This window comes from Xanthomonas sacchari (assembly GCF_040529065.1).
Taxonomy (GTDB): Bacteria; Pseudomonadota; Gammaproteobacteria; order Xanthomonadales; family Xanthomonadaceae; genus Xanthomonas_A; species Xanthomonas_A sacchari.
In genome coordinates, this window is sequence record NZ_CP132343.1 from 1,893,676 (window position 1) to 1,918,535 (window position 24,860).

At 67.5% G+C, this 24,860-nt stretch carries 18 protein-coding genes and 1 pseudogene; 8 read left to right on the forward strand and 11 right to left on the reverse strand.

What is annotated here, in order from left to right; translation table 11 throughout:
- The first annotated feature begins 1 nt into the window (after position 1).
- Positions 2–1,984, forward strand: a complete 1,983-nt coding sequence (locus RAB71_RS07995) for a S9 family peptidase (protein WP_029561954.1) — start codon at positions 2–4, stop codon at positions 1,982–1,984.
- A 320-nt stretch (positions 1,985–2,304) separates the two neighbouring features.
- On the opposite strand, the gene RAB71_RS08000 is transcribed toward RAB71_RS07995, so the two are convergent.
- The 3 genes from RAB71_RS08000 to RAB71_RS08010 all read right to left on the reverse strand — a co-directional run bounded on the left by RAB71_RS08000 (position 2,305) and on the right by RAB71_RS08010 (position 6,416).
- Positions 2,305–3,870, reverse strand: coding sequence for an asparagine synthase-related protein (locus RAB71_RS08000; protein ID WP_040901514.1), 1,566 nt, complete (start codon positions 3,868–3,870; stop codon positions 2,305–2,307).
- A 113-nt stretch (positions 3,871–3,983) separates the two neighbouring features.
- Positions 3,984–4,148 carry a hypothetical protein gene (locus RAB71_RS08005; RefSeq protein WP_153751906.1) on the reverse strand — a complete coding sequence of 55 codons (165 nt, stop codon included), beginning with the start codon at positions 4,146–4,148 and terminating at the stop codon, positions 3,984–3,986.
- Positions 4,149–4,655: 507 nt separating this feature from the next.
- The gene (locus tag RAB71_RS08010; RefSeq protein WP_029561952.1) at positions 4,656–6,416 is read right to left on the reverse strand and encodes a peptide MFS transporter; all 1,761 of its coding nucleotides are present in this window, start codon (positions 6,414–6,416) and stop codon (positions 4,656–4,658) included.
- A 598-nt stretch (positions 6,417–7,014) separates the two neighbouring features.
- Between RAB71_RS08010 and RAB71_RS08015 the strand changes: the two genes are divergently transcribed.
- From RAB71_RS08015 to RAB71_RS08025, 3 genes are all read left to right on the forward strand, one after another.
- Positions 7,015–8,973 (forward strand): OPT family oligopeptide transporter, encoded by a 1,959-nt coding sequence (locus RAB71_RS08015; RefSeq protein ID WP_010341975.1) that lies wholly within the window; start codon positions 7,015–7,017, stop codon positions 8,971–8,973.
- Positions 8,974–9,444: 471 nt separating this feature from the next.
- A complete protein-coding gene (locus RAB71_RS08020; protein WP_010341974.1) occupies positions 9,445–11,514 on the forward strand; it encodes a S9 family peptidase in 2,070 nt (689 codons plus the stop codon).
- A 321-nt stretch (positions 11,515–11,835) separates the two neighbouring features.
- Positions 11,836–13,080, forward strand: a complete 1,245-nt coding sequence (locus tag RAB71_RS08025) for a DUF819 domain-containing protein (protein ID WP_010341973.1) — start codon at positions 11,836–11,838, stop codon at positions 13,078–13,080.
- Between the two features lie 210 nt (positions 13,081–13,290).
- Here the strand turns inward: RAB71_RS08025 and RAB71_RS08030 are convergent, their stop codons facing one another.
- Both RAB71_RS08030 and RAB71_RS08035 read right to left on the reverse strand, forming a co-directional pair.
- Positions 13,291–14,484: an XVIPCD domain-containing protein gene (locus RAB71_RS08030; protein WP_010341972.1), complete on the reverse strand. Its 1,194-nt coding sequence runs from the start codon at positions 14,482–14,484 to the stop codon at positions 13,291–13,293.
- Between the two features lie 34 nt (positions 14,485–14,518).
- Positions 14,519–15,286, reverse strand: a complete 768-nt coding sequence (locus RAB71_RS08035; protein ID WP_040901509.1) for an ankyrin repeat domain-containing protein — start codon at positions 15,284–15,286, stop codon at positions 14,519–14,521.
- 371 nt (positions 15,287–15,657) lie between these two features.
- Here RAB71_RS08035 and RAB71_RS08040 point away from each other — a divergent pair, with 371 nt between their 5' ends.
- Positions 15,658–16,344, forward strand: a complete 687-nt coding sequence (locus RAB71_RS08040) for an HAD-IA family hydrolase (RefSeq protein WP_010341970.1) — start codon at positions 15,658–15,660, stop codon at positions 16,342–16,344.
- A gap of 272 nt (positions 16,345–16,616) precedes the next feature.
- Here RAB71_RS08040 and RAB71_RS08045 read toward each other — a convergent pair whose 3' ends face one another.
- A complete protein-coding gene (locus RAB71_RS08045; RefSeq protein WP_010341969.1) occupies positions 16,617–16,841 on the reverse strand; it encodes a YbdD/YjiX family protein in 225 nt (74 codons plus the stop codon).
- Positions 16,841–18,922 carry a carbon starvation CstA family protein gene (locus RAB71_RS08050; protein ID WP_010341968.1) on the reverse strand — a complete coding sequence of 694 codons (2,082 nt, stop codon included), beginning with the start codon at positions 18,920–18,922 and terminating at the stop codon, positions 16,841–16,843. The genes RAB71_RS08045 and RAB71_RS08050 overlap by 1 nt, the downstream gene beginning before the upstream one ends.
- A gap of 746 nt (positions 18,923–19,668) precedes the next feature.
- Here RAB71_RS08050 and RAB71_RS08055 point away from each other — a divergent pair.
- Positions 19,669–19,857, forward strand: a pseudogene (locus RAB71_RS08055) (hypothetical protein); the annotation flags it as partial.
- Between the two features lie 110 nt (positions 19,858–19,967).
- Here the strand turns inward: RAB71_RS08055 and RAB71_RS08060 are convergent.
- The 3 genes from RAB71_RS08060 to nfi form a co-directional block, all read right to left on the reverse strand.
- Entirely contained in the window at positions 19,968–20,435 is a 468-nt protein-coding gene (locus tag RAB71_RS08060) for a hypothetical protein (protein WP_010342081.1), read from the reverse strand.
- A 364-nt stretch (positions 20,436–20,799) separates the two neighbouring features.
- Positions 20,800–21,669 carry a pirin family protein gene (locus RAB71_RS08065; protein WP_010342082.1) on the reverse strand — a complete coding sequence of 290 codons (870 nt, stop codon included), beginning with the start codon at positions 21,667–21,669 and terminating at the stop codon, positions 20,800–20,802.
- Positions 21,670–21,990: 321 nt separating this feature from the next.
- Positions 21,991–22,707, reverse strand: a complete 717-nt coding sequence (gene nfi, locus RAB71_RS08070; protein ID WP_029561970.1) for a deoxyribonuclease V — start codon at positions 22,705–22,707, stop codon at positions 21,991–21,993.
- A 224-nt stretch (positions 22,708–22,931) separates the two neighbouring features.
- Here nfi and gpmA point away from each other — a divergent pair, with 224 nt between their 5' ends.
- The gene (gene gpmA, locus RAB71_RS08075) at positions 22,932–23,681 is read left to right on the forward strand and encodes a 2,3-diphosphoglycerate-dependent phosphoglycerate mutase (protein WP_010342084.1); all 750 of its coding nucleotides are present in this window, start codon (positions 22,932–22,934) and stop codon (positions 23,679–23,681) included.
- 36 nt (positions 23,682–23,717) lie between these two features.
- The gene (locus RAB71_RS08080; RefSeq protein ID WP_010342085.1) at positions 23,718–23,969 is read left to right on the forward strand and encodes an SHOCT domain-containing protein; all 252 of its coding nucleotides are present in this window, start codon (positions 23,718–23,720) and stop codon (positions 23,967–23,969) included.
- 146 nt (positions 23,970–24,115) lie between these two features.
- On the opposite strand, the gene RAB71_RS08085 is transcribed toward RAB71_RS08080, so the two are convergent.
- A complete protein-coding gene (locus RAB71_RS08085; RefSeq protein ID WP_010342086.1) occupies positions 24,116–24,838 on the reverse strand; it encodes a 4'-phosphopantetheinyl transferase in 723 nt (240 codons plus the stop codon).
- Positions 24,839–24,860 lie beyond the last annotated feature (22 nt).

Consider the following 24,860-nt stretch of genomic DNA (forward strand, 5'->3'; position numbering starts at 1 on the left):
AATGAAGAGGGGACTGCGCGCAGTCGCGTTGTTGTGTCTGCTGGGAGCGGGGAATGCATGGGCGCAGGTGGATCTGGCGCCTTATCTGGTCAAGGAGCAGGTCGAGACACTGAAGCTGTCGCCCACCGGCGAGTATTACGCGGCGACAGTGCCGCTGGAGGATCGGACCGCGCTGGCGATCATGCGCCGCTCCGACAATAAGATCGTCGGCAGCTTCTCGATGGAGAAGAACACGCACGTCTTCGATTTCGTGTGGGTCAACGACACACGCGTGCTGTTCAACATGGTCCAGAAGATCGGGCAGCGGGATCAGCCGTGGGGGACCGGAGAACTGTTCGCGATCAACGCCGACGGCGGCGCGGCGGAACTGTTGGTGGGCCAGCGCGTAACCGGTAACGGGCCGGGCACGCTGATCCAGACCAAGAAGGTGGAGAAGGTCATCGCCCACTGGGTGGGGCCGCTACCCGGCGACGATCGCAACTACATCATCCAGGCGGAGCCGTTCAGTACCAGTCAGGACCCTTACAGCCGCACCGAAGTGATGGACGTCTACAGCGGCCGCCGGCGTTTGTTGACCGGTTCGCCCAAGGTGCGAGGTGCCCATTTCTACAGCGATGAGCAAGGCAAGGTGCGCTTCGCCTTGGGCGCGGATGCCGACAATGCCGCGAAGTTGTTCTATCGGGATGCGCAGGGCAGCGACTGGAAGCTGATCAATGACGAAAACGTCAGTCATCATGTGGAAACGCCAATCGGTTTCTCCGAAGACGGGCATGTCGCGTACCTGCAGGTACAGCAGGCGAAGGGAAGTGACGTCATCGAGTCGTGGAATACCGACAGCGGCGAGCGCAAGGTAGTCGCGCGCGATTTGCTGGCCGATCCCCACCAGATCATGTATCGCCATGGCACCCGCGTCCCCGTCGGGATCGAGGTACTTGGCGACACGCCACGCAGCGTGTTCTTCGATGCGAATTCTCCCGAAGCCAAGACCCAGCGTTCGCTCGAAGCAGCCTTTCCGGGACAGGCGGTCTACGTCACTTCCAGCACTCGCGACGGCCGGCTCAACCTGGTCAACGTGCAGTCCGGTCGCAATCCGGGCGAGTTCTATTTGTTCGATACCGTCGCCAAGAAGGCCGACTTCGTGTTCGCGCGCCGTGCCGCACTGCAGGTGCCGAAGCTGGCGGAGGTGCGGCCGATTGCGTTGCAGGCGCGAGATGGCCTGCCGCTGCATGGGTTCGTGACGCTGCCGGCGGCGGCCAAGTCCGGCAAGGTGCCGATGGTGGTGATGCCGCATGGCGGCCCGGTCTTGGTCTTCGACAACGGTATGTTCGATGAGGATGCGCAGATCCTGGCCAGCGCCGGTTACGCGGTGCTGCAGGTCAATTATCGCGGCTCCAGCAACTACGGGCGTGCGTTCCAGTTGGCGGGCGCCGGCCAGTGGGGCGGCAAGATGCAGGACGATCTCACCGACGCCACGCGCTGGGCGATCGATCAAGGCATCGCCGACCCGCAGCGCATCTGCATGTACGGTGCCAGCTATGGCGCCTATGCGTCGTTGATGGGTGTGGCCAAGGAGCCGACGCTGTATCGCTGCGCTGCAGGCTATGTCGGTGTCTACGACCTGCCGATGATGTACGCAAGAGGCGATGTCCAGCAACGCGATGGGGGTCAGACCTATCTGCGCGAGTGGCTGGGGTCGACCAGCGAACTGGCTGCGGTGTCGCCGGTCAATCTGGCCGACAAGATCAAGGTACCCGTGTTCCTGGCCGCTGGCGGCGAGGACGAGCGCGCGCCCATCCAGCACTCCAAGAAGATGGAAGCCGCCCTGAAGAAGGCGGGCGTGCCGGTGGAGACGCTGTACGTCCCGACCGAGGGCCATGGCTTCTACACCGAAGCGCATCGTCGCGAGTTCTACACCCGGCTGCTGGCGTTCCTGAGCAGGTCGCTGGGCGGTGCGCAGGCGGCGCCGGCGGCAGCGAAGCAGTAAGTGGCCGGCGCCTGATCAGGCGCGCCGAGGTTCCATGCGCCGCAGCTGTGCGGCATCAGTGCGGTCCGGTGCTTTCGGATCGCACTGATGCGGGGTGAATTCCCTCGCTCAGTGTGAGCAAGGGGCGCTTGGAGGTCTTGTCGCCGTCATCGTCGTGGATGGCGCGAGGCTGAGTCTGCCCCTGCTCAGCGTGTACCGCGGGGTTATCTGCGAGGTGAAAACTGGCGCTGCATCAAGTGCCGACCACCACTTCGACACCGTCGTGCAGCCACTTCCGGGTCTGCCGGGACGGCGGCTTCGAGACCTGTTGAATGCGACTGTCAGGCAAACTGCCGAACGAAGCGCTCCAGCCAAAGGAACGAGATCAACGGTGCCGTCAGCGGACGCGCGCGCGTCGCCACCAACTCGTCCAGCAATTGCAATGCGGCGTCTCGGTCGACCAGGCCCAAGTCGGCGAGGGCGCATTCGCGCAGCTGCATGGCGATCGTCTTGGCGTGACGTGCGATCAACTCGGGGAGAACATGCGCGAATGTTTCCTTGCAATAATTCCGCGGAAATATGTCGTCTACGTTGGCCCGTAAATAGCGCCACATCGTTTCTCGATCTTTACGGCACTCGAGGGGGAGGCCCCGACAGAAAGCCACCAGATGTGGATCGCTTAAGGGATTGACCGGCCAGAGGCCTCGCCGAAGCAGATGGGGAGCCTGGCACGCGTTCGACGCCAATACGGATGCAGACAACAGACCGGTGGGGGCATCAAATCCACTGATTGAACGCGATGCAGTGAGCGCTCGGGGCGTCAACAACAGGTTCGCGCGGCGCTTGGCTTCTGCAGCCACCCCGCTGCCGGGGCCTGCGGTGGGATGTTCCTCGTTCCGGTACATTGGGAACAGCTGGTCTCCGCCAATACCGGTGAAAAGCCATTCGCTTTCCTGTGCTTGAGCGCAGTCCCACAAATGTTCAAATGCTTCGAGATAGAACTCGACAAGGGGATAGTCCGGTCGAGCCGCACTCGGTTGCAGATCGAGCGTTGGTGGAAATGAAACGATGGGGACGCTCGTGTCGCGAAGGCCGAGCTTTTCAACAAGCATGCGGCGGCGTTGTGCCTGGTTTTGACTGTCTGCCTCGTCGAGCAAGATTCCAAAGCTCAGGATGTTTTCATGCGATCGCGTCAGAGCGCATGCAACGGTCGCCGAATCCATGCCCCCACTCAATTCCGTGGCCACCCCCCGCGAAGTCGGTCGAATCGAAATGGCACGATGCAACAGCTGCTCGAATCGCTCTACGCCGTAGTCGATCAGTGCTTCTTCGGAAGGCGATCCGATTTCAGCAGGCGAAGGATAGACGTAACGTGTCTTGCCCGGCTCGGCGTAAAGCGTGGCGCGTTCTGTCAGCATTACGACACCCGAACACAACTGTCTGGCGGAGTAGTCCGCGTTAAGTGCGAGACGCCGACTGGCCATCTCCAGGTCGATGGTGGTGGGTCGGGAAAAAAAGTCGGCCAGATCGTAGGAGAGTTCTACTGCGTCATCGGTGACCCGGCAATAGACCGGCACCGATGCGAGAAGGCCTGCGCGCAATTTCAGTCGGGATCCGGCCTGGGCCACTTCGATCATGAGATAATCAAGCGGCCATAGCAGAGCCTCTTTGTATAGCCGGTTGAATTGATCGGCATCGACCAGCACGCCCGCATCGTCTTTTTTCCATTCGACATCGGTGCAGCGCTCGCGTACCGCCGCGAACCACTGTCCCTGCGTGCGAACCACGACGGTTTCCAGCGCAGGGTGGCGGTAGGGCGCGATCTGGCTGTTCCCGAGGCACAGGATATTGTCCTGCCACACCGGGGAATGTTCGAGGTCGGAAAAAGCGACGTTGGCTTTGATCATGGCGACTCGGCTGCCTGCGATCGGCGTCGTGTGGTTATCGCGCTTTCGAACAGAAGAACGCCGCCTGATGGCGGCGTTCTTTATCGCGATATCTTGATGGAATTGCCGTCGTTTCAACCACCCGGTTGCGTGGAGTACCCGCGAGAATCCTCGCCAAGATAAGGCTTCATCTCGCAGACGCCAGGCGCCGCGATAGTTTGCATGGGCTCGTCGAGCTGGATAGCAAAAGGATTGGATAGAGAATCTTGTTTCTCAAGCTTGCCATCTTGGATTTTCATCACAAAGCTCCTTTTCTAGATGTCGTCATGCGGCGACGAGCAGAACCTAGCACCGCGCCTGTAGCAAGACAAGATCTTTAAGATTTCAATAGTTTCATATGAAATGTATTGGGTTGAGAGGTTCAAATGCCGATCTGCGTTGTCCATGCACAACTAATCCGCATTGAGGCGACGCTGGGGGGCTGTGTGCCGGTGGGGAGGATGTACGCCCCGGCGGGGGGCATGGATTCCATGCCGAAGCGCATCGCTGCGAGTTCTACACTCGCGCGCTGGAATTGCTGAGTGCTCGCTGTGCAGCTACGTAGGCGGTGCCGGCGTCGGCCAAACCGTGAGCGCTTGCGCCTGACCATGTGCGCTCCAGGCGGCCGCATCGCTGTTGCACTGGCTCTGGTTGGATCTGTGGCGCAGCACGACTATCAGGACTTATCGCCTAGGTCGTCCTTGACCATGCGAAATGCGCTGTGTCGATGTGAAACGGTTGCGTCGCCGCTCGGGCGACGCAACCCCTCAACGCACCCCATGCATCATCCGCCGCAGCAGCGGCGCGGCGAGGAAGGCCAATACCGCGCAACCCACGCCGATCCACAGCAGCAGCCAGAACAGGTGCGCGTACTTGGCCGCGGCGTCGGCGACGTTGAGGGTCTGGCCATCCGGCACCTCGATCGCGGCGAGCTTGCCGAACAGCGCCGCCAGCGCCTCGGAGAACGCCGTGGCCAGGAACCATGTGCCCATCATCAGGCTGACCACGCGCGGCACCGCGAGTTGGGTCACCGCCGACAGGCCGACCGGCGACAGGCACATTTCGCCGGCCTCCAGCACGAAGTAGGCCAGCACCAACCACCATACGCTGGCCATCTGTCCGCTGGCGCCCACCTGTTGCGCGGCCAGCGCCAGCGGCACGAAGGACAGCCCGGCCAGCAGCAATCCCAGCGCGGACTTGGTCGGCTTGGACGGCTCGCGTCCGCGTTGCGCCAGCCATGCCCACAGCGCGGCGAACAGCGGCGCCAGCAGCACCAGGAACAGCGCGCCCAGGTAGGTCAGCGAGCCGGCGGTCTGCGGCAGCACCAGGCAGTCGCGGATCAGGAACAGCAGCATCAGCGCGCTGACCGCGACGAACAGCCGCCGCGGCGCCGACGAGCCAGGACGGCGGTCGGACAGCGAGGCCGCCAGTACGAAGCCCAGCGGCGCCAGCAGCAGCGAGGCGATCGACCAGGGCAGGGGCGTACCGCCTCGGATCACCAGCGACGGCACGATGTCCTTGGTCATCAGCCGGTCGGTGAAGGTGACCCACGAGCCGTAGGTCTGCTCGTACAGGGTGAAATACACCAGCGCCATCGCGATCAGCACCATCAGCGCGATCATCTGCTGGCGCTGCACCGGCGTGCACTGGGTGCCGGTGAACCAGGCGAACCACAGCAGCACCGCGCCGAGCACCAGCAGCATCAGCAGTAGGGCCAGGGAAATTTCCCCGCCCAGGCTGAAGGCGCCGTTGGCCGCGGCCCACATCAAAGCGGCCACCGGCAGCACGCCCAGCACGGCGCACAGGTAGATCGCCCATTCGCGCGGCACGCCGAGCACGCGCTCGCGCAGCAGCGCCGGCTGCGCCGGTTCGGCGTGGCCGTGCAGGTATTTCTGGCCCCACAGGAACATGCCCAGGCCGAGCAGCATGCCGATGCCGGCCGCGCCGAAGCCGTAGCGCCAGCCGTAGGCCTCGCCGAGGAAGCCGCAGACCAGCGAGGCGAACAGGGCGCCGAGGTTGATGCCGGCATAGAACAGCGAGAAGCCGGCATCGCGGCGCGGGTCGTCGGCCGGGTACAGCTTGCCGACGATGGTGGAAATGTTGGGCTTGAGGAAGCCCACGCCCATGATGATCAGCGCCAGCGACAGGTAGGTCACGCCCAGGGATGCGGTATCGCGCACCACCTCGCCGTTGATCCGGGTGGCGGCGTGGCCTTCGAAGGCCATGCCGATGTGGCCGAGCACCAGCAGCAGGCCGCCGAACACCACCGCCTTGCGCATGCCCAGCCAGCGGTCGGCGAGCAGCCCGCCGAGCACCGGCACGCAGTACACCAGGCCGCCGTAGGCGCCGAGCAGGTCGAGCCCGGCGTCGTCGCCGAACAGGTGGTACTTGGTGAGATACAGCAACAGCAGCGCCTTCATGCCGTAGAAGGAGAAGCGTTCCCACATCTCGGTGAAGAAGCAGACGTAAACGCCCTTGGGATGGCCGAGGAAATCGTCGTGCGCGTCGCGCAGCGGCAGGGAGGACACGGACACGGCGACTCTCGGCGCAGGAAGCCAGCGGCGGAGTATAGGCGCGCCTGCGCCCGCGCGAGTGGCGGCGCGCGGCATGGGCGGTTCGGCGGCGGGCGTACCCTCACCCCAACCCCTCTCCCGGTGGGAGAGGGGCTAGCGCCGTTCCTTCTCCCCTCGGGACCACGGCCCCCTTTTCGGGGGGAAGATGCCCCGAAGGGGCGGATGAGGGTCGGGCAGGGCCTGCATGCCTGGGGCGAGCTGCGTGCCGCCGTACCCTCACCCCAACCCCTCTCCCGGTGGGAGAGGGGCTCTTGCTGTTCCTTCTCCCGTCGGGACCACGGCCCCCTTTTCGGGGGGAAGGTGCCCCGCAGGGGCGGATGAGGGGCGGGCAGCGCCTGCACGGCTGGGGCGCGGTGCGTAACGCCGTACCCTCACCCCAACCCCTCTCCCGGCGGGAGAGGGGCTACTTGCTGCCTCAGCTTCTGCAAATCCCCAATCCCGAATCCCCAATCCCGGCCCCCAGGCATGTGCCACAAGCTGGGCGCCGCGAGGCTGGACTTGCCCGGCCCCAGACGCTAGCGTGCAAAGCGTTTTTGTCGTTTCAGGGGTAACCATGAACAACGCTGCCGCGCCGCGCCAGCTCACGTTCCGTGCCGTGGTGCTGGCGATCGTGCTGGCCGTGGTGCTGTCCGCCGCCAATGCCTACCTCGGTCTGTTCGCCGGCCTGACCATCGCCACCGCGATTCCGGCGGCGGTGGTGTCGATGGGCGTGCTGCGCCTGCTCGGTGGCGGCTCCATCCTCGAGAACAACATCGTGCAGACCGGCGCGTCGGCCGGTTCCTCGATCGCGGCGGGGGTGATCTTCACCATCCCGGCGCTGGTGATCATGGGCTACTGGCCGGACTTCAAGTACTGGTGGGTGCTCGGCATCGCCGGCATGGGCGGCCTGCTCGGGGTGCTGTTCTCGGTGCCGCTGCGGCGCTCGATGATCGTCGAGGATCCGCTGCCGTTCCCGGAAGGCAAGGCCGCCGCGGAAGTGCTCAAGGCCGGCGAGAACCCCGGGCCGGGGCTGAAGATCCTCGGCCTGTCGGCGGCGATCGGCGGGCTGGTCAAGCTCGGTGCGGCCAGCGGCCTGAAGGTGATTCCGGATACCTGGGCGCAGGCCGCGTACATCGGCAGCAGCAAGATGGTCGGCTACGTCGGCACCAATCTGTCGCCGGCGCTGCTGGGCGTGGGCTACATCGTCGGACTCAACGTCGGCATCGTGGTGCTGTCCGGCTCGATCCTGTCGTGGCACATCGCCATTCCGCTGTACCAGCAGTTCTTCATGGGCTCCGATCCGGCGCTGGCGCAGAGCCTGGCCAATGCGCCGGCGGCCGAGGCCGCGTTCGGCATCTGGTCGGCCAAGGTGCGCTACCTGGGCGTGGGGGCGATGCTGATCGGTGGCGTGTGGACGTTGTTCTCGCTGCGCAAGTCGCTGCTGTCGGGCGTCAAGAGCGGCTTCGCCGCGGCGCGCAAGAGCACCGGCGGCGCCGCGGTGGCCGAGACCGATCGCGACCTGCCGATGAAGTGGATGCTGGTGGCGCTGCTGCTGTGCACGCTGCCGCTGCTGGGCCTGTACCAGGCCATCGTCGGCCAGTGGCATGTCAGCGTGCCGATGACCATCATCATGATCGTCGCCGGCTTCCTGTTCGTGTCGGTGTCCGGCTACCTGGCCGGCCTGATCGGCTCGTCGAACAATCCGGTCTCCGGCATCACCATCTCCACCATCCTGTTCGCCTCGGCGGTGCTGGTGCTGCTGCTCGGGCGCGATTCGCCGATCGGCGCGGTCGCCGCGATCATGATCGGCGCTGTGGTGTGCTGCGCCGCCGCGGTCGGCGGCGACAACCTGCAGGATCTGAAGGCCGGCTACCTGGTCGGCGCCACGCCGTGGAAGCAGCAGCTGATGCTGGCGATCGGTGCGTTCTCGTGCGCGCTGATCATGGCGCCGGTGCTGAATCTGCTGGCCCAGGCCTACGGCATCGGCGCGGCCACGCCACAGCATCCCAATGCGCTGGCGGCGCCGCAGGCCACGCTGATGGCCTCGGTGGCCAAGGGCCTGTTCGGCGGCGAACTGCCGTGGACCATGATCGGCATCGGTGCCGGCGTCGGCGCGGCGATCATCGCGCTGGACGAGTGGCTGAAGAAGACCGGCAAGCGCTTCCGCGTGCCGGTGCTGGCCGCGGCGATCGGCATCTACTTGCCGCTCGAACTGATGGTGCCGATCTTCCTCGGCGGCCTGCTGACCCATCTGGTCGAGCGCTTCCACAAGATCCGCGCCGACGACGAAGAGGGCCGCGATCGCGTGCACCGTCCGGGCACGCTGTTCGCCGCGGGCCTGATCACCGGCGAGGCGCTGATGGGCATCGCCATCGCGGTGCCGATCGTGGCCTCGGGCCGCGCCGATGTGCTGGCACTGCCGGAGGCGTTCCACCTCAACCAGTGGGCCGGCCTGTCCCTGCTGGCCTTCGTCGGCTGGCTGCTGTACCGCACCGGCCGCAAGGGCGAAGCCGCGGCCGCGCCGCGCGCGTAACCGGCGCAACCGCCTCCCGCAACGCAACATCCGAAGCCCGGCCCCGCGCCGGGCTTCGCTTTTTCCGGCCGGGCCCGCGCGCCGCACGTGCCGATCCCATCAGCTTCTCGATGGCTGCTCCGCGCCGCGTGTGTCGTAAAGACCGAATCTTGCCGCGGCCGCGTGCGCCTCCCGCGGTCCGCCTCACCACCAAGGCCAGCTTCGGCACCGGCCTGCTGCACTTCGCCGTATCAGTGCCTCGCGGCCACTCCCGATCCACCACGCTCATCCGGCCGCGGTATGGCCACGGTCCACTTGCTATCCGAAACCGGGTCAGTGCGGGTCTTCGTAATCACAGCCGAGCCAGCGCCTCGCTTTTCCCAATCCCCAATCCCGATTCCCCAATCCCAGCCCCTCCATGACTTCAGTCCTTTGCGCCACGCCCACCGCGACCCCTACCATCGACGTTTTGCCGTGCTCCGGAGACACTCGATGACCCTGCGCTACGCCTTGTTGCCCCTGGCCCTGCTGACTGCGCTGCCCGCGCTGGCCGCCACCCGCGGTTTCGAAGTTCGCGACATGGTCGCGCTGGACCGGGTGTCCTCGCCGCTGCTGACGCCCGACGGCGGCACGGTGATCTTCGCCAAGCGGCAGATGGACAAGGCGCTGGAGAAGTCCAGCACCAGCCTGTGGCTGCGCGACCTGCGCACCCGCGATGCGGCGCCGCCGAAGCGGCTGACCCCGGAAGGCTGGAACGTCAACTCGCCGCAACTGTCGGCCGACGGCAAGACCGTGTACTTCCTCAGCGCCAAGTCCGGCCGCCAGCAGCTGTACGCGCTGCCGCTGGCCGGTGGCGCGCCGCGCCAGCTCACCGATTTCGCGCTGGACGTGGACAGCTACCGCATCGCCCCGCAGGGCGACCGCGTGGCCTTCAGCGCCGGCGTGTTCCAGGACTGCGGCTCGGACCTGGCCTGCACGCAGAAGCGCCTGGACGCCAAGAAGCAGTCCAAGGCCACCGGCGTGGTGTTCGACCAGTTGTTCGTGCGCCACTGGGATACTTGGAACGACGGCCGTCGCAACAGCCTGTTCGTCGCGCCGCTGCCGGCCGGCGCCAAGGCCAAGCCGGTGGCCGGCGCCTCGGCGGTCAGTGTGACCCTGGCCGGCGACATCCCCTCCAAGCCGTTCGGCGGCAGCGAGGACTACACCTGGGCGCCGGACGGGCAGTCGCTGGTCGCCAGCGTGCGCGTGGCCGGCCGCGAGGAACCGTGGTCGACCAACTTCGACCTGTACCGGCTGGACGCCGCCGGCAAGGCCGCGCCGGTCAACCTGACCGCGGCCAACCCCGCGTGGGACGCCGGCCCGGTGTTCTCCGCCGACGGCAAGACGCTGTTCTATCGCGCGATGAAGCGCCCCGGCTTCGAAGCCGACCGCTTCGGCCTGATGGCGATGGACGTGGCCAGCGGCAAGACCCGCGAGATCGCCCCGCAGTGGGATCGTTCGGCCGGCGAGATCGTGCTGTCGGCCGACGGCAAGACCGTCTACACCACCGCCGACGACATGGGCCAGCACCCGCTGTTCGCGGTGGACGTGGCCGATGGCAAGGTGCGCACCGTGGCGGCCGACGGCAGTGTCGGCGCGCCGGTGCTGGCCGGCAATACGCTGGCCTTCACCCGCAACAGCCTCAAGAGCGGCGACCAGATCGTGGTCGCCGATGCCGACGGCCAGCAGCCGCGCGCCATCACCCCCAGCGCCGGCAAGATGCTGCCGGACGTGAAGTTCGGCGACTACGAGCAGTTCTCGTTCAAGGGCTGGAACAACGACACCGTGCACGGCTACGTGGTCAAGCCGTACAACTACCAGGAAGGCAAGAACTATCCGGTCGCGTTCCTGATCCACGGCGGCCCGCAGGGCAGCTTCGGCAACGGCTGGAGCTATCGCTGGAACCCGCAGACCTATGCGGGGCAGGGCTACGCGGTAGTGATGATCGACTTCCACGGTTCCACCGGCTACGGCCAGGCCTTCACCGATGCGATCAGCCAGCACTGGGGCGACCGCCCGCTGGAAGACCTGCAGAAGGGCTGGGACGCGGCGCAGAAGCAGTACGGCTTCCTCAACGGCGACAAGGCCTGCGCGCTCGGCGCCAGCTACGGCGGTTACATGGTCTACTGGATGGCCGGCAACTGGAACAAGCCGTGGAAGTGCCTGGTCGACCACGACGGCGTGTTCGACAACCGCATGATGGGCTACGCCACCGAGGAACTGTGGTTCAGCGAGTGGGAGAACGGCGGTACGCCGTGGCAGAACCCGGCCGGCTACGAGAAGTTCAACCCGATCCTGCACGTGGACAAGTGGAAGGTGCCGATGCTGGTGATCCACGGCCAGCAGGATTTCCGCATCCCGATGGAGCAGGGCCTGGCCGCGTTCGGCGCGCTGCAGCGCAAGGGCATCGAGTCCAAGTTCCTGTACTTCCCGGACGAGAACCACTGGGTGCTGAAGCCGCAGAACAGCATCCTCTGGCACGACACGGTCAACGGCTGGCTGAAGCAGCATATCGGGGAGTGAGGGGACCTGGGGCTCGGGTTTTCCGGGCCCCGTCCTGGGTCATGGCCCAGGTCCGGGGATTCGGGATTCGGGATTCGGATTTTTCCGCGACCCCAGTAATCCGGTAGCCCTTGTGGGAGGGGCTTCAGCCCCGACGCCTTACCGCTAAAGCGTCGGGGCTGAAGCCCCTCCCACAAAAACAACAGGACGCTTGCAGCGCGTCGCTCCTGCGAATTCACCCGCCCTCCAGTGCTTCTTTCGATCTTTGTTTACACCTCCAAACCTACAGCCGCGGCGCACGAATCCCGAATCCCCACTCCCGAATCCCCGCCCCACCGCCCGATGCCCTCGACGCCCCTGATCACCAACGACATCGTCATCTTCGGCCTGATCGCCGCCACCCTGGGGGCGGTGTTCTGGACCGCGGCGCGGCCGTCGGGATTCTGGAAGCGCTTCTACGGCTTCGTGCCGGCGCTGTTGCTGTGCTATCTGATTCCGGGCATCTACAACACCGTCGGCCTGATCGACGGACAACACAATTCGCTCTACAACCCGGTCGCGCGCGACGTGCTGCTGCCGGCGGCGCTCGTCCTGCTTACCCTCACCGTCGATCTCAAGGGCATCCTGCGGCTGGGGCCCAAATTGGTGGCGATGTACCTGGGCGCGTCCTTCAGCATCATGCTGGGCGCGGTGGTGGCGTTCCAGATCATGAAGTGGCTGCACCCGGTCACCGTGGCCGGCGACACCTGGGCCGGCATGGCGGCGCTGGCCGGCAGTTGGATCGGCGGTGGCGCCAACATGCTGGCGATGCGCGAGGTGTTTCAGGTCGATGCCACCACCTTCGGCCAGTTCGCAGTGGTCGACGTCGGCGTCGGCTACGTGTGGATGGCGCTACTGATCTTCCTGGCACAGCGTGCGCCGGCCATCGACGCGCGCACGGGCGCCGATACCCGCGGCATCGACGACCTCAAGCAGCGTATCGCCCACTTCCAGGCCCAGCACGAACGCGTGGCCAGCCTCACCGACCTGATGCTGATCGTCGGCGTGGCCTTCGGCGCGGTCGGCCTGGCGCATGCGATCGCCACCCCCACGGCGGCGTGGTTCGACGCGAACGTCAGCTGGGCCAAGCAGTTCAGCCTCGGCTCGCCATTCGTGTGGGTGGTGGTGCTGGCCACCACCTTCGGCCTGCTGCTCAGCTTCACCCGCGCGCGCACCCTCGAGGGCGCCGGCGCCTCGCGCATCGGCACGCTGCTGCTGTACTTCCTGATCGCCTGCATCGGCATGCAGATGGACCTGCTGGCGCTGTTCGACCGCCCCTGGATCTTCGCGCTCGGCCTGATCTGGCTCATCGTGCACGTCCTGCTGTTGCTGGCGCTGGGCAAGCTGCTGCGGGTGCCGTTCTTCTATTTCGCGATCGGCTCGCAGAGCAACGTCGGCGGCCCGGCCTCGGCGCCGGTGGTGGCGGCCGCGTTCCATCCGGCGCTGGCCCCGGTCGGCGTGCTGCTGGGCACGATGGGCTATGCCACCGGCACCTATCTGGCCTACGTGGTCGGCATCGTGCTGCGCGCGATGGCCGGCGCCGGCTGAGTCACGCGGGCGCGCCACCGCAGGAGGTAAGCGTTCGCGCCGACCGCTTCAGGCAAGCGTTGCGCTGGGGTTCCGCGTGCTGCGCCTCGCACCTCCAAGGCTTCCTGTCGGATGACCTTGGCTCGCAGCACGCCTGTCGCTTTCGCCGTCCTGGTCTGATTCGGCAGGCGCCCTCGCGGACGCCTGCCATGACCGAGCCCGTGGCGGCGACTACTGCATCGCCACGCTGCGCTGCCGTTCTTCCTGCTGTTGCGGCGGCGCCTGCAGGTTCTGCTGCTGCAACTGGCCGACGTTGGCCTGCGACGGCTCGTGGGCCGCGGCGGCGGTCTGCACCTGGCTGCGCAGGTGCGCCGGGTTTTCCGGCTGCCCCTGGACCGCGAACAGGCGGTCGCCATCGCGGCTCGGCAGCACCTGGTCGATGCGTTGCAGGCCGTCCTGGCCGGCACGCGCGGCCACGCTGGCAGCGGTGTTGAGGAAGGCCGCATCGTCGTGCAGGCCGAGCCGGTCGCGCTGCCCGTCCAGTTGCACCACTGCGTCGTTGAACAGGCGGCTGCCGGTCGACAGGCCGGCCGATTGCGCTTGCCCCTGGCTTTGCGCCTGCAGGTCCTCGGCCTTCATCACCGAGTCGATGCCGTGCAGGTCCAGGCGATGCTTGAGCATCATGCCGGGGACCAGGCGCTGGCCGAACGACAGCGGGTCCGGTTCCGGCAACTGGATCTGGTGGCCGGCGGCGTCGGGCATCAGGCCGCGGGTGAGCAGGTTGTCCTCCTGCAGATAGGTCAGCAGTTCGTTCTTGACGTGATAGCCGCGGATCAGGCCGTCGGCGGCATAGGCCTTGGCGGCGTCTGCGTCCAGGCCTTCGCGCTCCAGGGTCTTGTTGTTGACCCCGGCGGCATTGAAGGTCACCGCGGGCACGTCGTTGACCATCGACGAGGCCGCGGCCAGGCCGCCGCCCAGCGAGTGCCCGGAGATCAGCAGATTGTCGCCGAAGGCCTGTTTGGCCTGGCTGCCGAGCTGGATCGCCGAGGCGTACTGCGCGTCGGAGAAGCCCAGGCCCTGGCCGATGTTGTGCTTCCAATCCTTCAGTTCGTCGGTGCCGCAGAACCCCAGCACCACGTTGCCCTGTGGGTTGCGGTAGAACGCGGCGTCGAAGCCGCTCTTGGCGTCGTGCTGCAGGCTGGGGTCGATGCCGGCGCGCTGCAGCGCGGCGTCGTCCATCCGCGTCCAGCCATCGGGCAAGGCGGCGAAGGTCTCGGCGCCGCCGGCGCGGCGCTCGGCGGCGGTGTGGTAGAGGTCCTGCAGCAGTGGCGGCAGCTGCCGGTCCACGGCCTGCGGCTGCTGGCCGCGGACGGCGTCGGAGAAGGAGGTGGACGGATCGGACGGGGAAAGCTCGTTCTGGTTCATGCGCGGCTCCGTGCGAATGTGGCGACCGACCGCGTCAGCGGCTCGCTTCCAACGGGATGGCGTGGGCGCTCAGCCAGGCGCGCACGTCGTTGCGGACCTGCTGCGCGTTGGCGTTGAGCAGGCGCTCTGGCGTGTTGAAGAAATACGCCTGGAAGGTCTTGCCCTGGGCGTTGCGCAGGCTCGGATCGACCCCGGCCTGCAGCAGCTTGGGCACCCACGGGTTGCCGGCGCTGCTCTGCGCGGCCAGATGCAGCAACGAGTTGCCGGTGGCGTCGACCCGTTTCGGATCGGCGCCGGCCTTGAGCAGCATTTCGATCTGCGCGTCGCGCTTGCTCTGCACGGCGCGGAACAGCGGCGTCCAGTTCGCGCGCGCACTCACCGGGTCGACCGGGGCGCCATGCTGCAGCAGGATCTGCAGGTATTGCGGATCCTTGGCCATGGCCGCCATGTGCACCACGGTTTCCTGGTCCATGCCCGGCAGCGACGGGTCGGCACCGGCGTCGAGCAGCGCCGCCAGCGCGCGCGGTTGCTCGTTCCAGATCGCCCATTCGAGCAGGGTGACGTTCTGGTCGCCGTGCGCGGACAGGTCCGTGCTCGGCGCCAGGGCGGCGATGCGGGCGGCGTCGCCGCGCGCGATGGCAGCGGCGATGTCGGCGAGTGCGGGGTCGCGGAACGCGACGGAATGATCCTGCAGCGAGGCTGACATGGCGGAATGCTCCTTGGCGCCGGACTGTGCGGCGCAACTGACCGAGAAGAACAGCGAGGTCGCGAGTGCGATCAGGGCGGGGACGGGCGTACGCATGCAAGGCTCCTTTCCTGTTCGCGGTCCTGGGATGACGGCGCACGTCCTGGCGCCGCTGTCGATCCTAGCAGTGGTTTGCCGGAGTTTCGCGGCAGTTTTGTGACGTTGTCTGCGGATCTTGGGCGGTGTTCCGTTCGGTGCCGGGTGGTTTAACCGGAAACAAACGCTTGCCAGTCCGAATGTCGCCACGGCAGCGTTGCCGTCGCGAACGGGCAGGGCGTACAGGCGCCGCCAATGCGCACACGCGCGTGCGCCTGCGTCCCCGCGTCGCGCGCGTACGTGGTCGGCCTGTGTGCCGCCGCTGTCGACGCCGCACAGGCGAGGGACATGCGCACGGCGGCATAATGGCGGTTTTCCCCAAGGAGCGCGCGATGACGGCGACCCCCTTCGACCTGTTGATCAGCGATTGCGACGGCGTGCTCGTCGACAGCGAAGTGCTGGCCGACCGGGTGATGCTCGATGCGCTGGGCGCCTATGTGCCGCGGGTCGAACTGGAACAGTTTCTCGCCGGCAGCTTCGGCCTCACCGCGCAGGAGATCGTGCAACGCGTGCAACGGCAGTACGCGCTGGACCTGCCGCCTGGGTTGTGCCAGGAGATCCGCACGCGCTCCGAAGCGCTGATCGCGGCCGAAGTGCAGCCGATCGACGGCGTGCGCGAGGCCTTGCTGGCGTTGCCACTGCCGCTGGCCGTCGCCTCCAACAGCATGTGCGAGAGCGTGGTCGCCTCGGTGGCGCGCGCCGGCCTGGCCGATCACGTGGGCGAGCGCATCTTCAGCGCGGACATGGTGGCGCGGCCCAAGCCCGCGCCGGACGTGTATCTGCTGGCGGCGAATACGCTGGGCGTTGCGCCGGAACGCTGCCTGGTGATCGAGGACAGCGCCACCGGCGCGAGCGCCGCGCTGGCCGCGGGCATGACCGTGATCGGCTTTACCGGCGCCGCGCACATTCCCGCCGGGCACGCCGCGACCCTGCGCCAGCTCGGCGTGGCCGCGGTGATGGAACACATGCGCGAGTTGCCGCAGACCTATGCGGCATTGGCGCGTGACGCGGCGGCTTGAAGAGCTGGGATTGGGGAATCGGGATTGGGGATTGGGAGCAGCCTCGCGAGTGCATGGCATCCGCGTGCTTTTCCGTAGGAGCGGCTTCAGCCGCGACGCGCTATCGGTAAGGCCTCGCGGCTGAAGCCGCTCCTACAACAGCAACGCGGCGATGCCATTGCCGGGCATCGCCGCGTTCAGAACGAGAGCCGCCGTGTGATCCGGTCGAATGGTCAGGCGCCCTCAGGCGCCCCGCCACCAATCCCCAATCCCGACTCCCCAATCCCAGCCTTTCAACAACAGCGAAACCCGCTCTTGCCGCCATACCGCGCTTCCTGGCGCTCGCGGAAGAAGGTCTTGTAGTCCATCGGCTCGCGGTCCGGGTGCTTTTCCAGCATGTGCCGCACGTAGTTGTCGTAGTCGGGGATGCCGCAGCACAGCCGCGCGGTCTGCACCAGGCGCCGCCACAGCCGGCGGTGCGCCTGGTACTGGCCGACCGGAACCAGTGCGCCACCCATTACAGGTCCGCCATCTGGTGCGGCTGCAGGGCCACGTACGCGGTCTCGCGGTCGCTGCGCTGCGGAGTGCGGCGGGCGACGAGGATGGTCTTGATCGCGTACACCAGCACCGCGAACACCACGCACAGGAACAGCACGGTCAGCCCGGTGTTGACGTAGGCGTTGGTGACGATCTGCTGCATCTGCGCCACCGACTTGGCCGGTGCGGTGACGGTGCCGCTGGCGATGGCGTCCTGGAACTTGTGCGCCTGCGCCAGGAAGCCCTGCGAGGGGTTGGCGTCGAAGATCTTGATCAGGCCGGCATAGGTGGTGCAGATCAGCAGCCACACCGCCGGCACCGCGGTCACCCACGCGTAGCGGTCGCGCTTCATCTTGAACAGCACCACCGTGCCCAGCATCAGCGCGATGCCGGCCAGCATCTGGTTGGAGATGCCGAACAGCGGCCACAGCGTCTGGATGCCGCCGAACGGATCGACCACGCCGGTGTACAGCAGGTAGCCCCACAGCGCCACGCAGCCGGCGGTGCCGATGATGTTGGCGGTCCACGACTCGGTCTTCTTCAACGCGGGGATGAAGTTGCCGAGCAGGTCCTGCAGCATGAAGCGGCCGGCGCGGGTGCCGGCATCCACCGCGGTGAGGATGAACAGCGCCTCGAACAGGATTGCGAAGTGGTACCAGAAGGCCATCATCGCGTCGCTGCTGTTGGGGATGGCCTGGTGCAGGATCTGCGCGATGCCCACCGCCAGCGTCGGCGCGCCGCCGGCGCGATGCAGGATGGTCGGTTCGCCGATCGCCGCGGCGGTGGCGGTCAGTTGCTCCGGCGTGATGGCGAAGCCCCAGGTGGTGCTGATGTGGTGCGCGGCGGCGGCGACGTCGGCGCCGATCACCGCGGCCGGGCTGTTCATCGCGAAGTACACGCCCGGGTCGATGATCGAGGCCGCCACCAGCGCCATCACCGCCACGAACGATTCCATCAGCATGCCGCCGTAGCCGATGTAGCGCATGTGCGACTCGTTGGCGAGCAGCTTGGGCGTGGTGCCCGAGGAGATCAGCGCGTGGAAGCCGGACACCGCGCCGCAGGCGATGGTGATGAACAGGAACGGGAACAGGCCGCCCTTCCACACCGGGCCGTCGCCGCTGGCGGCGAACTGGGTCAGCGCCGGCATCTTCAGTTCCGGCATCACCACCAAGATGCCGATCGCCAGGGCGATGATGGTGCCGATCTTGAGGAAGGTGGACAGGTAGTCGCGCGGCGCCAGCAGCAGCCACACCGGCAGCACCGAGGCGACGAAGCCGTAGCCGATCAGCATCCAGGTGATCTGCGTGCCGGTGAAGGTGAAGGCCGGGCCCCAGGTGGGATCGGCGGCGACCTTGCCGCCGAACCAGATCGCCGCCAGCAGCAGGATCAGCCCGACCACCGAGATCTCGCCGATCTTGCCGGGGCGGATGTAGCGCATGTACACGCCCATCAGGATCGCGATGGGCATGGTCGCGATCACCGTGAACATGCCCCAGGGGCTTTCCGCCAGCGCCTTGACCACCACCATCGCCAGCACCGCCAGGATGATGATCATGATCAGGAACGCGCCGAACAGCGCGATGGTGCCGGGCACCTGGCCCATTTCCTCGCGCACCAGGTCGCCGAGCGAGCGGCCGTTGCGGCGGCTGGACAGGAACAGCACCATGAAGTCCTGCACCGCACCGGCGACCACCACGCCGACCACCAGCCACAGCAGGCCGGGCAGGTAGCCCATCTGCGCGGCCAGCACCGGCCCGACCAGCGGCCCGGCGCCGGCGATGGCGGCGAAGTGGTGGCCGAACAGCACGTGCTTGTTGGTCGGCACGTAGTCCAGGCCGTCGTTGTTGAGCACGGCCGGCGTGGCCCGGGTGGGGTCGAGCTGCATCACCTTGTCGGCGATGAACAGGCTGTAGAAGCGATAGGCGATCAGGTAGATCGACACCGCGGCCACCACGATCCACAGCGCATTGATGTGTTCGCCGCGGCGCAGGGCGATGGTGCCGAGGCAGAACGCCGCCAGGATGGCGAGTGCGGCCCAGGCCAGCTTGGAAAACCCTTTCATGCAGAACGCTCCCCCAAAGATTGCCGCAAGGGTCGCCCCGATGGCCTGGAGGGTCAATGGCGGGGGCGGCCAGGGGCCTAGTACTTTGGTCGTAGAAGAAGCCCCTCTCCCTCGGGGAGAGGGGTTGGGGTGAGGGTACGGGGCGAAGCCCTCGCGAATCCAGCCTGGGCTTTCGGACGCTGCACGAGGCTGCATCCGTACCCTCATCCGCCCCTTCGGGGCACCTTCTCCCGGGGGGAGAAGGGATGTCATGGCTTCGAATAGATAAGGAGCCGTCGAAGCGCGCTTTAGCCCCTCTCCCTCCGGGAGAGGGGTTGCGGTGAGGGTCCGGGGCGAAGCCCTCGCGAATCCAGCCTGGGCTTTCGGACGCTGCATGAGGCTGCGCCCGTACCCTCATCCGCCCCTTCGGGGCACCTTCTCCCGAGGGGAGAAGGGCAGTCATGGCTTCGAATAGATAAGGAGCCGTCGCATCGCGCTTTAGCCCCTCTCCCTCCGGGAGAGGGGTTGGGGTGAGGGTCCGGAGCGAAGCCCTCGCGAATCCAGCCTGGGCTTTCGGACGCTGCACGAGGCTGCGCCCGTACCCTCATCCGCCCCTTCGGGGCACCTTCTCCCGAGGGGAGAAGGGAGGGCATGGCTTCGAATAGATAATGAGCCGTCGAAGCGCGCTTTAGCCCTCTCCCTCCGGGAGAGGGGTTGGGGTGAGGGTCCGGAGCGAAGCCCTCGCAAAGTCACCCCGTGCTGTCGGAATGTGCGGCTTCCAACCGTGGGTGAACCTGCCGGCGCGCGACAAGATGACCGCGACGCGCTACCAGGAGTTCGCGCCCGAACGCATCCGGTGGCGCAGCCAGCGCCGGTTGCCGGCGCAGACGCTGGCGGTGCTCGGCGGCGGCGACCTGCTGCAACTGCAGGCCGGTGCGCAGGGCGCGCGCCTTCTCTGCGGCGTCGTGCCGTCCGTCGCAGGAGCGGCTTCAGCCGCAACGGGCGTTCCCGGAAACATCTGTCGCGGCTGAAACCGCTCCTACGTCATGTCTCGAACCTGCGGGCTTCAGCGCTCCAACGCCAGGCTCGACTGGCGCATGTCCAGGCCCTGCACCAGCGACTGCAGGGTCTGCAGTTCCTGGGCGTCGGCGGCATCGATCCACACCTGTGCGTACTGGTCCTTCTTCAGTTCCGCAACCGTGATGCGGCGTGTGGCCTGGTTCGGCAACTCGACGCCGCCCACATCCGGCCGGTACCAATACACCGCTTCGCCGGCGATGGCGCCCTTTTCCTCGCGCAGCGTGCGCTGCAGCGGAATGTTCGGGTCGCGCGCGGTGAGCATCATGCCCAGCACCTGACGTCCGTCGGCATCGCTGGCGCGGCAGACGATGAAGCCCTTGTCGCTGCGCTCGCTCCATTGCAGCTTGCTCTGCGGCGGCAGCGGTGGGCAGTTCTGTGCCTGCTGCGCGGTGGCGGCAGCGGCGGGCAACGCCGCCGCAGCGGTCAGCAGCGCCTTGCGCAAGAGTGTCTTCATTCGCGATGTTCCCCATACGCCGCGATGCGACGCGTTCGTTCCATACGCACGCCTGCGGCGTCGTCTGCGGGAGCGCCCATCCTGTGCGGGATCCCGGCAGTGCATCCCCCGACGCAGTGCGTGTCCCGTGTGCGGCCACGCGCACGCGGCCGCGCCTGCACCATAGCCCAGCGTGGCCGCGCTGACAATTGGGATGCGGATTCCGGAATATCCGTACGCGTGGTATGGCATGGCAGCACCCGCCCGGCTGCGCCGCCACGCAGGTCGTTACGGGGCGGCGGCGACGGTGACAGGGGCGCAAGAGGGGGCGAGCGGCCGCTCAGACCGCTCGCCCTGTCCGCCCGATGTGGCGGCGACCGGTGTGTCAGCGGCCCGGTTCGGGCAACGGGATGAATTCCTGGTCGTCGCCCGGGATCGTCCCGAAGCGGCCCTCGCGCCAGTCCTGCTTGGCCTGCTCGATGCGTTCCACCGAACTGGAGACGAAGTTCCACCACAGGTGGCGCGGGCCATCCAGCGGTTCGCCGCCCATCAGCATCGCCTTGAGCGGGGTCTTGGCGCGCAGCCGCCCGCGCGCGCCCGGCTCGGGCAGGACCAGGTGCCGCGCCGGGATGTCCACGCCGTCCAGCTGCGCATCGCCCTCCAGGATGTACAGCGAGCGCTCGGCGTGCCGGGCATCCAGGTCGAGTTCCGCGTCCGCCTCCAGGTCCAGGGCCACGTTGAGGGTGTCGGCGAACACCGTCACCGGCGATTCCTCGCCGTAGGCGCGGCCGGCGATCACCCGCAGCCACACGCCGTCGAGGCGCTGCTGCGGCAGGCTGGCGGCGGCATGGTGGTAGAACGCGGGTGCGGTCTCTTCCGCCGATTTCGGCAGCGCCACCCAGGTCTGCATGCCGTGCAGCGGGTGCGCGTGCTCGCGCAACGCGGTCGGCGTACGTTCGGAGTGGGAGATGCCGCGGCCGGCGGTCATCCAGTTGACGTCGCCGGCGCGGATCACCTGGTCCGAGCCGAGCGAATCGCGGTGGCCGATCTCGCCGGACCACAGGAAGGTGACCGTGGCCAGGCCGATGTGCGGATGCGGGCGCACGTCCACGCCATGGCCCGGCTCGAACACCGCCGGCCCCATGTGGTCGATGAAGACGAACGGGCCGACGCTGCGCGCCTGCACGCTGGGAACGGCGCGACGCACTTCGAAGCCGCCGATATCGTGGACGCGGGGGGCGATGAGGGTGGGCATGCGGACGCTCGCAGTCGAAAAACGGAAGCGAAGCTTCGCATGCGCGGACGGTCGCGGTGCGGCGCCATGGCAAGACGGACTGTCCCGCATGCGGTCATGCGCGGCGGGCCGAGCCGCGACGCGTTCGCGCCATGTCGCGCGGTGATGCCGGCGTGCCGGAATCGCATAGTGCGAAGTGCGTGCGCTTCTTGTCTGCGACGTGGCGGCGGGCCTGTGCATCATCGGCGCCGCATCGCGGCCGGTCGCACGCGCGAGCGCATGGCGGGTGGCGCAGCATCGATCCTTCGATGATCTGCGCAGCCGCCGGCCACCGCGTCTGGTTCAGAACAGCGACGGGGTTTCCACGGCCGGCGCCGGCATCTCGCCGCGGCGCGAGGCCAGCCGGTCGGCCAGCCGGGTCGGTTCCGGCAGGCGATAGCCGCGCAGGTAGCGCTGGGTCCAGTGCAGCGCGCTGTCCACCGCCACGCGGTGCCCGGGCGAGACGATCAGCGGATTGCAACGCAGCTTGCTGCGCAGCGCCCAGCCGACCACCTCGCCGCGATGCACGATGGGGCTGTGGTCGCCGGCTTGCGGACCGGGTTCGTCGAAGCGGCCGGCCAGCAGGGTCTTGGCCACGCCGATGCTGGGCAGCCCGGTCACCACGCCGAAGTGCGCGGCGATGCCGAGCCGGCGCGGATGCGCGATGCCCTGGCCATCGACGAACACCAGGTCCGGGCGCTGCCGCAGCAGGTCCAATGCGGCCAGCAGCGCCGGCAGTTCGCGGAAGCTGAGCAGGCCGGGCACGTAGGCCATCGAGGTAGGCACGCGGGCGATCTCGGCCTGCTGCAACTGCAGGGTCTGCGCATCGAGCAGCACCGCCGCGGCGCGGGTGACCTGGCCATCGTCCTCGAAGCCGACATCGAAGCCGGCCAGCCAGCGCGGCGGGTCGGGCACCTCGTCCTGCAGGCTGACCTGGTGCGCCAGCGTCGCCTGCAGCGCGCGCGCCTGCACGATGCTGCCGTCCCAGTCGCCGAACACGGGGTGCGAGGAAGGTTCCATGCGCTGATGATCGCGCCGTGTTCGTGGTTGGCGTGTGGAGGGGCGGGAATCGGGAATCGCGACGGCTTGGTTCTCCAGCAAGCCGAACGGCCAAGCGCCGCCTGCTGGTCAGAGCCGCACGGAAGTCCGCTTCAACGATTCCCCATTCCCGATTCCCCATTCCCAGCCAAGAGCTACAATCCAGGGCTGCACCATCCACGCATCCCCCAACGGAGACCGTCGCAGTGACCCGCAAACTCGTACTGTTGCGCCATGGCCAGAGCCAGTGGAACCTGGATAACCGCTTCACCGGCTGGGTCGATGTCGACCTGACCGAGCAGGGCCGCCAGGAAGCCGTGGCTGCCGGCCGGCTGATGCGCGAGGAGGGCCTGCAGTTCGACGTCGCCCATACCTCGGTGCTCAAGCGCGCCATCCACACCCTGCAGGGCGCGCTGAAGGAACTGGACCAGGATTGGCTGCCGGTGCACAAGAGCTGGCGTCTCAACGAGCGCCACTACGGCGGCCTGCAGGGCCTGGACAAGGCCGAGACCGCGGCCAAGCACGGCGAGGACCAGGTCAAGATCTGGCGCCGCTCCTACGACATCCCGCCGCCGCCGATGGATGCCGAGGATCCGGGCCATCCGCTGCACGACCGCCGCTACGCCACCCTGGACCGCAATGCGCTGCCTGCCACCGAGTCGCTGGCGACCACGCTCGAGCGCGTGCTGCCGTACTGGCACGACGCCATCGCGCCGCAGCTCAAGGCCGGGCAGACCGTGCTGGTCACCGCCCACGGCAATTCGCTGCGCGCGCTGTACAAATATTTGAACGACGTGTCGCGCGAAGAGATCCTCGAACTCAACATCCCCACCGGCATCCCGCTGCTGTTCGAACTGGACGACAGCCTGCAGGTGCAGTCCTACCGCTACCTGGGCGATCCGGAAGCGGCGAAGAAGGCCGCCGAGGCGGTGGCCAACCAGGGCAAGGCGAAGTAAGCGCCAGGAGCGGCGCGCAACCGGCAGGAGGACGCGATGGGTGGATTCAGCATCTGGCACTGGTTGGTGCTGATGGTCATGCTCGGCATTCCGCTGCTGATCGGCGTGGTGGTGTGGATGGCGATCCGCGCGCAGCGGCGCCGGCCGGCGGCCGTGGCGGCGCCGCCGTTGCCGCCTGCCGCCTCGGTGGAGCAGCGCCTGCGCGCGCTGGAACAGTTGAAAGCGCAGGGACTGATCGACGCGGCCGAGTACGCACGCCGGCGCGAGCAGATCCTGGCCGCGCTGTGAGGGCATGACCCAGCGGCAGGCGGCGCATCGCCGCGCCTGCCGATACATCGCGCAGTGCGGTGACGTGCATTGCGCGGCGCGGCGCACCTGGCGCGTCTTGCCGCGTCTCGCCGCATCCGCGCGGCGATGCGATCGCGCCGGACGCGCTACCAGACGCAACTGCTGAGCAGCAGGCCCGGCTGCACGTCCACCCAGCGCAGGCGATGCCGCTGTCCCACCGTCAACGCCGGCGCCAGCGGCGTGGCGATGCGCGTGTCCACGTGGCCACTGTCCGGGTCGCAGCCTTCGATGCGCAAGGCGTCGAAATCGAAGAAGCGGCCGACGGTCGCCGCCGCGGCCTTGTAGAAACTCTCTTTCGCAGAAAAGCCCAGGGTCAGCGCGTACGGCCAGCCGCGGACGCGGGCGAGCGCGGCCAGCGCGTCGCAGTCGCTGGTGTCCAGGGCCACGTTGCGGATCGCCTCGAGCTGGTCTTCTGCCACCACACGTTCGACATCCAGGCCGATGCCGTTGGCGCCGGCGGATGTCGGCAGGGCGATGGCCACCGCCAGGCCATCGGTATGCGAGAGGCTGCCGAGGAAGCCGGCGGGCCAGAGCGGCGCGCGGTCGGCGCCGATCGGCAGGTCTGTTGCGGTACTGCCTGCGGCGCGCAGTGCAGCAAGCGCCGCGCGCCGTCCGGCCAGGTACTCGGCCTGGCGCTTGCGCACGCTGCGCGCGATCGACGGCGGCCGCTGCAGGCCATGGCGCTGGAAATCGTCGTTGTCGAAGGCATCGACCTCGAACGCCAGCAGCCAGGCATCCGGCACGGCGATGCGATGCGCGCCGAGGGCGAGGCGGGCGAACGGCGGGGCGGCGAGGGCCAGGGCATCCATGGCCCTAGCTTAGAGCCTGCGT

What these genes read in the sequence shown, in the direction of transcription:
- RAB71_RS07995 (WP_029561954.1), top strand. Translation starts at nt 2, where the DNA reads ATGAAGAGGGGACTGCGCGCAGTCGCGTTGTTGTGTCTGCTGGGAGCG.
- RAB71_RS08000 (WP_040901514.1), bottom strand. Translation starts at nt 3,870, where the DNA reads ATGATCAAAGCCAACGTCGCTTTTTCCGACCTCGAACATTCCCCGGTG.
- RAB71_RS08005 (WP_153751906.1), bottom strand. Translation starts at nt 4,148, where the DNA reads ATGAAAATCCAAGATGGCAAGCTTGAGAAACAAGATTCTCTATCCAAT.
- RAB71_RS08015 (WP_010341975.1), top strand. Translation starts at nt 7,015, where the DNA reads ATGAACAACGCTGCCGCGCCGCGCCAGCTCACGTTCCGTGCCGTGGTG.
- RAB71_RS08020 (WP_010341974.1), top strand. Translation starts at nt 9,445, where the DNA reads ATGACCCTGCGCTACGCCTTGTTGCCCCTGGCCCTGCTGACTGCGCTG.
- RAB71_RS08025 (WP_010341973.1), top strand. Translation starts at nt 11,836, where the DNA reads ATGCCCTCGACGCCCCTGATCACCAACGACATCGTCATCTTCGGCCTG.
- RAB71_RS08030 (WP_010341972.1), bottom strand. Translation starts at nt 14,484, where the DNA reads ATGAACCAGAACGAGCTTTCCCCGTCCGATCCGTCCACCTCCTTCTCC.
- RAB71_RS08035 (WP_040901509.1), bottom strand. Translation starts at nt 15,286, where the DNA reads ATGCGTACGCCCGTCCCCGCCCTGATCGCACTCGCGACCTCGCTGTTC.
- RAB71_RS08040 (WP_010341970.1), top strand. Translation starts at nt 15,658, where the DNA reads ATGACGGCGACCCCCTTCGACCTGTTGATCAGCGATTGCGACGGCGTG.
- RAB71_RS08045 (WP_010341969.1), bottom strand. Translation starts at nt 16,841, where the DNA reads ATGGGTGGCGCACTGGTTCCGGTCGGCCAGTACCAGGCGCACCGCCGG.
- RAB71_RS08050 (WP_010341968.1), bottom strand. Translation starts at nt 18,922, where the DNA reads ATGAAAGGGTTTTCCAAGCTGGCCTGGGCCGCACTCGCCATCCTGGCG.
- RAB71_RS08060 (WP_010342081.1), bottom strand. Translation starts at nt 20,435, where the DNA reads ATGAAGACACTCTTGCGCAAGGCGCTGCTGACCGCTGCGGCGGCGTTG.
- RAB71_RS08065 (WP_010342082.1), bottom strand. Translation starts at nt 21,669, where the DNA reads ATGCCCACCCTCATCGCCCCCCGCGTCCACGATATCGGCGGCTTCGAA.
- nfi (WP_029561970.1), bottom strand. Translation starts at nt 22,707, where the DNA reads ATGGAACCTTCCTCGCACCCCGTGTTCGGCGACTGGGACGGCAGCATC.
- RAB71_RS08080 (WP_010342085.1), top strand. Translation starts at nt 23,718, where the DNA reads ATGGGTGGATTCAGCATCTGGCACTGGTTGGTGCTGATGGTCATGCTC.
- RAB71_RS08085 (WP_010342086.1), bottom strand. Translation starts at nt 24,838, where the DNA reads ATGGATGCCCTGGCCCTCGCCGCCCCGCCGTTCGCCCGCCTCGCCCTC.